This is a genomic window from Corynebacterium sp. MSK074, assembly GCF_030229735.1.
Lineage (GTDB): Bacteria > Actinomycetota > Actinomycetes > Mycobacteriales > Mycobacteriaceae > Corynebacterium.
On record NZ_JASPIX010000013.1, the window covers coordinates 55,967 to 62,596 of the forward strand.

Sequence of the window (6,630 nt, forward strand, 5' to 3'; positions counted from 1 at the left end):
TATCTTGTCTAAGCCCGCACGCCGAGGAGCGAATTTAGTGCGGTGCGAACCAAATCGGCCGCGCCGTCCTCGTCCGTGCCACGGTCGGCCTCTGCCCACTCATCCACAGCATCGAGCGCGGCCGGGGTATCAAGATCGTTGGCGATTGCGGCACGCAGCTTGGCGACGACCTCTTCGGCCCCTGCCATGCTTCCCGGCTGCTCAAGAGCCTCCCGCCATGCGGCGAGGCGGCGCTTAGCGCCGTCGAGCACCTCGTCGGACCAGTCGCGCTCGTCGCGGTAATGGCCTGCGAAGACGCCCAAGCGGATAGCGGAGGGATCCTCACCCGCTCCGACGAGCTTGTGAACGAAGACGAGGTTGCCCAAGGACTTAGACATCTTGACCCCGTCGAGGCCAATCATGCCGGTATGCACGTAGAACTGTGCCATGCGATCGACGTTGAGGGCGGCCTCGGCGTGGGCAGCGGAAAACTCATGGTGTGGGAACTTCAGGTCGCTACCGCCACCCTGGATATCAAAGGAAGACCCCAAGCGATTGGTAGCGATGGCGGAACATTCAATATGCCAGCCTGGGCGGCCAGGCCCAAAGGGCGAATCCCATGCCGGCTCGCCCTCGCGGTGGGCACGCCAGATAAGTGCGTCGAGCGGATTCTTCTTCCCTGGGCGGTCGGGATCGCCGCCGCGCTCGGCAAAGAAGGTGCGCATCTCTTCGGCAGAGTAATTGGACTCATACCCAAAGCGCTCGGTGGCCTCGATGGAGGCGTAGATATCTGGGTGCTCGGGGTCGTCTACGACGTAGGCCGCTCCGGCGTCGAGAAGCTTCTGCACCATTTCCACGATTTCATCGACGGCCTCCATGGCACCGATGTAGTCCTGCGGCGGGAAAACGGAAAGCAGCTCCATATCGGAACGGAAGAGGTCAATTTGAGAAGTGCCGAGCTCACGCCAATCCACACCGTCGCGTTCGGCACGTTCGAATAGCGGATCATCCACGTCGGTGATGTTTTGGACGTAGTGAACCTTCTTCCCGGCATCCAGGAACGCGCGGTAGATAAGGTCAAAGGTCAGATACGTGGCGGCATGGCCCAAGTGGGTGGAGTCATAGGGCGTGATGCCACACACGTACATGGTGGCGGTATCCCCTGCGACCTCTACGGGAGCGATGGTTTGGTTCGCGGAATCGTACAAGCGCAGCTGTGCCGCATCACCCGGCACAGGGCGGAAGGAAGGTAGTGGCCAAGAATGCATAGCCACCATACTAACGCGGTGTGTCTTAGAGCGGCTGCAGGACTCCCAGTGCCAGGAGGATCATTACGAGGATGCCAACTGGAATGCGGTAGGCGGCGAACCAGGAGAAGGAGTGGTTGCCCACGAACTTTAGTAGCCACGCAATGGAGGCGTAGCCCAGTACAAAAGCGATGCCAGTGCCGACCAGAAGCTGCAGGCCGGAGGCGGCTTGGCCGGATTCGGGAGAAAAGGCGTCGGGAAGCGAGAAAAGCCCCGAAGCCAGCACAGCCGGAATGGCGAGCAAGAAACTAAAGCGCGTTGCCACTTCGCGGTCCAGCCCCAGGAATAGACCGCCGGAAATGGTGCCGCCGGAGCGGGAAACACCCGGAATGAGCGCCAAGCATTGGCACAGGCCCATAACAATGGCATCTTTCATGGTCAACTGGTCAAAGCTGCGTTCCTTCTTACCCATCTTTTCTGCAGCGATGAAGACCAAGGAGAAGAGAATGAGCATTGCGGCGGTAATCCACAGGTTGCGCAGGGCGCCACGAATCGCATCCTCGAATGCGAGGCCGACAATTCCGATGGGAATGGAACCCACGATGACCATCCACCCCATGCGCCAGTCCTGGCCGCGAGAGGACTTATCAGCCCAGCCACGGAACCAGCCGGAGAGAATCTGCCAAATCATTGGGGCGAAATAGACCAGCACAGCCAACTCCGTGCCCAGCTGGATAACGGCGGTGAAGGAAGCGCCGGCGTCGTTGCCCCAAAAAAGCTCGGAAACAATGCGCAGGTGACCGGAGGAACTTACCGGAAGAAACTCGGTAAGCCCCTGCACGATGGACAAAACAATGACCTGCGCCCAAGAAACAGCGTCAGTTGCGGTATTAGAAATCACCCGCTTCACACTACAGCCGCGCTGGGCTTCGAGTTTTTACAACGCGCGCTGTTAGGATTAGTAGCCGTGAAATCTCAATCTGGCTCCGCACTTATCCTTTCTAGTTTGCTGGCGCTTAGCGCCACCGCGTTGGCCGCCTGCCAGCCCGAAGTGGGCGTGGGCGCCGATCCAGAGACCGCGGTCAAGGGCAATGCCACCCCAGCGGCCTCCCCGGCTAAGGCGGATCCAGAAGGCACTGTGGTTGACCTTGAGGGAGACATCACTGACCTTGCCGCCTTTGATGACTCGCTGGCAGTGCGCACCAAGGACGAGCTTCTCATCGGTAGCCAGAAGGATTTTGAAGAGAAGAAGGCTACCTCGCTAGACATTTCTGCGGAGTGTGGCGACCTCAGTTCTTCGGAATCGGGCTTCGTGCTCGCCTGCCCGGACAAGGTTCTCCTCATCGATCCTGCATCCCCGGACTCTCCCCAAGAGGTCGATATGGAAGAGGACTCCCCCGTTACCGCCGCCACCCAGCTTTCCAGCGGCGAGATCTTTGCCACCTCGGCCGATTCCACCACGGTAGGCGTCTATAAAGACGGTAAGCGCGACGGTGATATCGAGGTGGAAGCCGGCTCGGACCAGCTATTGGCCGTGCCCAATTCCTCCGGCGATGACGGAGTGGTGCGCATCCACCGAGAGGATTCCACCATCCAAAACGTGGACTGGACGAATGATCGCGCGGGCGGCCGACTGCGCGTTGGCCAGGGAGTCGGCAGCATCGCGGTGGGCGATAACGGTGTGGTCCTCGCCTCCGATACCGAGGGCGGCCGCTTGGCTATCTACACGTCCGATGACGTCGTCCGCCTGCACCAATACGGCAACGTAGAGGGCACCCCGTGGGGCGTAGCCTGGGATAATAAGCGCAATCTGGCGTGGGTGAGCGCCACCGATACCAATAAGGCTCATGCCTATGAAATTGGCAAAGGCGTACCAGAGCTGCGCGGAGATCTCTCGACCGTGCCGGATGCGCAGAATATTGCCGTGCTTGGCGACGGCACCTTTGTCGCCGCCTCCGCCACCGGCCACGGGCTACAGTTCGTGGACACCCCGCACCTGAAGAAGGAGTCTTAACACCATGACCAGCACTATTGACCAACTGCGCGCGCAGGCCTACCAGCTTGCTCTGCGGGGCATGTTTAAGCTGAGCCCAGAGCGCATCCACGAGATTATTAACACTGCGCTCAGCGGACTCCAAGCCGCCGGGCCAGCCAACCGAGCCCTGGCAAAGATCCTGCCGGTCAACGATCCAGTGCTGCGCCAAGAGGTCTTCGGAGTAGAATTCCCCCGCCCGTTGGGACTTGCCGCCGGGTTTGATAAAAACGCCGCGGCCGCTGATACGTGGGCTCCCATTGGCTTTGGCTTTGCAGAGTTGGGCACCGTCACCGCCCAAGCACAGCCTGGCAATCCTGCTCCGCGGCTTTTCCGCCTCAAGGCCGATAAGGCCATCTTGAATCGGATGGGCTTTAACAATAAAGGTGCAGCGGCCGCCGCAGAAAACCTGCGCAAGCGTCGCTACAGCGATGTCATTGGCATCAATATTGGCAAAACCAAAGTCACCCCTGCCGAGCATGCAGTAGAAGATTACCGCCGCTCCGCGTCGGTATTGGGCGACTTGGCAGATTTCCTGGTGGTCAACGTTTCTTCGCCGAATACCCCGGGCCTGCGCGACCTGCAAGCAGTGGAATCGCTGCGCCCCATTCTCTCCGCCGTGCAAGAATGCACCGCGGTTCCGGTGCTGGTGAAAATTGCCCCGGATCTTTCTGATGCTGACGTTGACGCCGTGGCAAACCTAGCCCTCGAGCTCGGGCTCGACGGAATTGTAGCGACAAATACCACCATTTCCCGCGAGGGACTCAAGACTCCAGCCGCCGAGGTAAAGGAGATGGGTGCCGGTGGCGTATCCGGCCCTCCGGTAGCCGAGCGCTCCCTAGAGGTACTGCGCCGCCTCAATGAGCGAGTCGGCGACCAGCTCACCCTCATCTCCGTGGGTGGCATCTCCACGCCGGAGCAAGCATGGGAGCGCATCACTTCCGGTGCTTCCCTACTGCAAGGCTACACCGGTCTCATCTACGGTGGTCCGGACTGGATCCGCGATATCCACCGCGGCATTGCCGCTCAAATCCGTGCCCACGGTTTGAGCAATATTTCCCAGGCGGTTGGTTCCGGCCTCCCCTGGAAGCCTTTGGATTAGTCCGACCCAAGGTTGCACAACACAAGGTCCGCCTACCTCTCCTGCTGCACGCAGAGGAAGTAGGCGGACCCTTAATCTTTGCGGTGCTGACTAGGTCTGCGACATGGCGCTGCGCTTGAGAATCAGTGCGCACAACACCGCGAAGCCGGCGTAGAACACGACCCAAAACTGTGGTTGCGTGAATAGGATATCGCCGGGCACAAAGCGGCTTGCTGCAATAATCACAATGGCGATGACCAACGCTGCAACCTGCGCGCGGCTTCCCGCCTGACTTTTGCTCATGGTACTAAAGGCGCCGACGATGATCGCGGCGACAATAATCGCCACTTTGGAATACGTCCATTCGAAATCGGCACCCCAACCATCCGTGAAGACGGAGATTAATGCAAAGAGGACCAGCACGAATGCGACCACCATGAAGGCGCCGCCCACCCGCAGCGCCGTCGGCGGGCTAGGCTGCGATGAAGTAGAGCCACTAGCCATTACTTCGCCTCGTACCAGCCCCACAAAATGGCGCGACCAAGAGCATGGAAATGCAGGTTGAACCCAAGCACGGTCGGCGAAGCATCTGGATCGATATCGAGCTTCTCTACATCGACTGCATGGACGGCGTAAAGGTAGCGATGCGGGGCGTGTCCGACAGGCGGGTTCGCACCGAAGTAGGTGCGCTCGCCCGAGTCGTTGCGCAAGCTGATGACGCCGTCAATACCCAAGTCCTCGGCGGCACCGGCATTGGTAGGCAGCTCGCTTACCTCGACGGGGATATTGAACGCCGCCCAGTGCCAGAAACCAGAAGCTGTTGGCGCATCGGGGTCGAAACAGGTCACGGCCAGGGACTTGGTGCCTTCCGGCAGTCCAGACCAGGCAAGCTGAGGCGATACGTTCTCTGGGGCGCGGAGCTTTTCCTGCAGCTCGTCTCCTTCCACCACATCAGTGGACGAGAGAACGAAGGAAGGGACATCGCGCAGCGGTGCGTAAGGATCTGGACCAGGAAACCGAGAATCATCTGCGTAAGAAGTCATAGACCCATTTGTACCCCACCTCACAAGGCGATGTCGATGTGGTGTAACCGCCGCGGCCTGCATAAATTCTGCTGCACACGTGGAAAGCCCCTACCCAGACTTACAACCATGTATTTCCACACGCCGTTAATATTTGCTTTTTCACGCCACACGCAGGCGATTTGTAAAGCAAGCCTCGAGCAGGATACAGTATCGGAGTGCCCAGCCGAGAGGCTGACAAACACCCTGCCCGGGTGGCGGAATGGCAGACGCGCTAGCTTGAGGTGCTAGTGTCCTATTAACGGACGTGGGGGTTCAAGTCCCCCCTCGGGCACAACTGTGAAGTCTCGAGACATCGTTCCGGTCGGTGTCTCGAGATTTTTCGTTTTCAGTTGCCCCGTTGGGGGCTGAGTTTGTTGTCTTTCTTGTTGTAGTAGATCTTTTCTTCGGTGAGTGTGCAGGCGGCGATTTGTGCCCCGGTGGCGGTTATTTTGATGCCGACATGGTTGTCGACGCAGACCATTGTGATGGGTTGTCCGCCCCATCTGCGTCCGATGTAGAGGCGGCGTAGTTTGCCGCCCCATCGCAGGGTTGTTTTGCCGTTGGTGCTTACTTTGTCGGTGCGTAGTCGGTAGTCGCGGTCTGGTTTGATTTCTGTTGGATGCGCTTTTGGTAGGGCTGTATAGGCTTCTGCGGGGGTGGTTCTGTTTAGGGCTCTATGGGGGCGTTTGTAGTTGTAGTATCCGATGATTTCTTTTAGCTGAGCGTTGAGTTCATCGAGGTTGTGAGCTGGTGTTTTGTTCGAAAGGGCTAGTTTAAGGGTGTAGTGGAAGCGTTCGACTTTTCCTTGGGTTTGGGGATGGTAGGGTTTGCCGTTTTTCTGCTTGATTCCTAGGTCGATGAGTAGTTGCTCGAAGCCGTTTCGTGCGGGGTTTGTCCGATCGGCGCTGGTTGTGAATGCTCGGCCGTTGTCGGTGAGGGTGGATTGCGGAAAGCCGTGTATTTGCCCTGCGTTAATGAAACTTTCCATGACGTTTGCCACGGTTGGGGTTGCCCGCAAATCGTGGACACGTAGTGGGGCTACCTAGTGTTTAGGCAGCTATTTCTTTTCTACTGGTGGTTAGACCAATGTGGTTTTCGAAGTCGACGGGACTGACCATTCCTAGTGCAGAGTGCCGGCGCCGACGGTTGTGAGGGTGTCAGGAAGTTTGTGTGTGAGGCTCTGATCTAGAAGGAGTTTCACCGATAATGACTACGGTGTCACCGAAG

The 6,630-nt window shown here is 58.7% G+C and carries 6 protein-coding genes, 1 tRNA gene and 1 pseudogene; 3 read left to right on the forward strand and 5 right to left on the reverse strand.

Features of this window, described 5'->3' with window-relative positions; all coding sequences use genetic code 11:
- Positions 1–8 precede the first annotated feature (8 nt).
- Positions 9–1,247, reverse strand: coding sequence for a cysteine--1-D-myo-inosityl 2-amino-2-deoxy-alpha-D-glucopyranoside ligase (mshC, locus tag QP965_RS10060; RefSeq protein ID WP_284844834.1), 1,239 nt, complete (start codon positions 1,245–1,247; stop codon positions 9–11).
- Between the two features lie 25 nt (positions 1,248–1,272).
- On the reverse strand, positions 1,273–2,127 hold the full coding sequence (locus QP965_RS10065) for an undecaprenyl-diphosphate phosphatase (RefSeq protein WP_284769018.1): 855 nt from the start codon (positions 2,125–2,127) through the stop codon (positions 1,273–1,275).
- Positions 2,128–2,193: 66 nt separating this feature from the next.
- On the opposite strand from QP965_RS10065, the gene QP965_RS10070 reads away from it, so the two are divergent.
- Together QP965_RS10070 and QP965_RS10075 are read left to right on the forward strand one after the other, a co-directional pair.
- On the forward strand, positions 2,194–3,240 hold the full coding sequence (locus QP965_RS10070; RefSeq protein WP_284769019.1) for a YncE family protein: 1,047 nt from the start codon (positions 2,194–2,196) through the stop codon (positions 3,238–3,240).
- Between the two features lie 4 nt (positions 3,241–3,244).
- Positions 3,245–4,360, forward strand: coding sequence for a quinone-dependent dihydroorotate dehydrogenase (locus QP965_RS10075; RefSeq protein ID WP_284814766.1), 1,116 nt, complete (start codon positions 3,245–3,247; stop codon positions 4,358–4,360).
- A gap of 90 nt (positions 4,361–4,450) precedes the next feature.
- Here QP965_RS10075 and QP965_RS10080 read toward each other — a convergent pair whose 3' ends face one another.
- Positions 4,451–4,843: a hypothetical protein gene (locus QP965_RS10080; RefSeq protein WP_239278799.1), complete on the reverse strand. Its 393-nt coding sequence runs from the start codon at positions 4,841–4,843 to the stop codon at positions 4,451–4,453.
- Positions 4,843–5,382: a YbhB/YbcL family Raf kinase inhibitor-like protein gene (locus QP965_RS10085; RefSeq protein ID WP_239278798.1), complete on the reverse strand. Its 540-nt coding sequence runs from the start codon at positions 5,380–5,382 to the stop codon at positions 4,843–4,845. The genes QP965_RS10080 and QP965_RS10085 overlap by 1 nt, the downstream gene beginning before the upstream one ends.
- 227 nt (positions 5,383–5,609) lie before the next feature.
- Here QP965_RS10085 and QP965_RS10090 point away from each other — a divergent pair.
- A tRNA-Leu gene (locus tag QP965_RS10090) sits at positions 5,610–5,695 on the forward strand.
- Positions 5,696–5,749: 54 nt separating this feature from the next.
- Here QP965_RS10090 and QP965_RS10095 read toward each other — a convergent pair.
- A pseudogene (locus tag QP965_RS10095) lies at positions 5,750–6,406 on the reverse strand (integrase core domain-containing protein); the annotation flags it as partial.
- Between the last annotated feature and the right edge of the window lie 224 nt (positions 6,407–6,630).